Source organism: Kitasatospora sp. NPDC059327 (genome assembly GCF_042752535.1).
In the GTDB taxonomy this organism is placed as follows: domain Bacteria; phylum Actinomycetota; class Actinomycetes; order Streptomycetales; family Streptomycetaceae; genus Kitasatospora.
Genome location: NZ_JBHYYB010000264.1, coordinates 1 through 1,004 on the forward strand (window position 1 = coordinate 1; position 1,004 = coordinate 1,004).

At 67.2% G+C, this 1,004-nt stretch carries 1 protein-coding gene; it reads right to left on the minus strand.

Annotated elements, in window-relative coordinates:
- Window positions 1-22: 22 nt before the first annotated feature.
- Window positions 23-937, minus strand: a complete 915-nt coding sequence (locus ACFXHB_RS44905; RefSeq protein WP_380583030.1) for an IS982 family transposase — start codon at window positions 935-937, stop codon at window positions 23-25.
- Window positions 938-1,004 lie beyond the last annotated feature (67 nt).

A 1,004-nucleotide genomic window follows, 5' to 3' on the forward strand; every position in this document is an offset into this window, starting at 1 on the left:
GCTAGATGATTGATGCGAAGGGTTAGTGGTCGTAGGCGGTCAGCGAGCGCATGACGGGTTGGCCGGTGTGGTCGTTGTGCCAGATCGCGCAGGTCAGCGCGAGGACGCGTTGCAGAACGCGGACCATGACACCGCCCTGGGTGCGGCCCTGGTGGCGTTCGAGGTCGAGCTGGGCCTTGAACGTCTGGTTGACGGACTCGATGATCTGCCGAAGCGGCTTGAACAGAGCTGATCCGGCCCGCGAGGGCTCGCCCTTGCGGGCCGGCCGCAGCAGCTTGACGCCCAGTTCCGCCAGCTCGTGTTCGAAGGCGCGGCCGTAGTACTGCCGGTCACTGATCAGGGTCTGCCCCGGGTGTGAGTCGGCGAGGTCGGGTTCGGCGTGGAGCATGCCGAGCAGGGTCTCGCGCTCGTCGGCCTTCGCGCCGGTCAGCGCGAAGGCCATGGGCAGGCCGTGCAGGGTGCACACCAGGTGCGGGCGCAGGCCCCAGAAGAACCGGGAGTGGCTGGCGCAGTAGCCGTACTGTGCCCATCCGGCCAGGTCGGAGCGCTTGGCCGTCTCGCGTGAGCGCCCGCACTCCACCGGCGTGGAGTCGACGACCCACACGGTGTCGGTCCACAGCGAGGTGTCGCGGGCCAGCAGCTGGTTGACCCGCGCGATCAGGTCCGCAGCCTTGCGCAGCCTCCTGTTGTAGCCCGACTGTCCGGGCAGGTACGGGAACAGATGCCGCAGGTGGGTGGTGGCGTGGCGGACCCACCGGCGTTCCGAGGTGAAGCCGAGCAGGGCCTGCATCACAGCCAGGGTGACCAGCTCGGCGTCGCTCAATCGGGGCTCGATGCCGATCTCAGGGCGCCACGGGGCCAGATGCGGCGATTCCTTCAACAGGTCGTCTGTCTTCACGTAGAGTGCGGTCGCGAGGGAGTCCAGATCAGGCGTCACAACCGATCTTTGGACTCCCTCGCTTCATGTCATGCGCGCCAGCGAGCCCTTGGCATCAATCATCTAG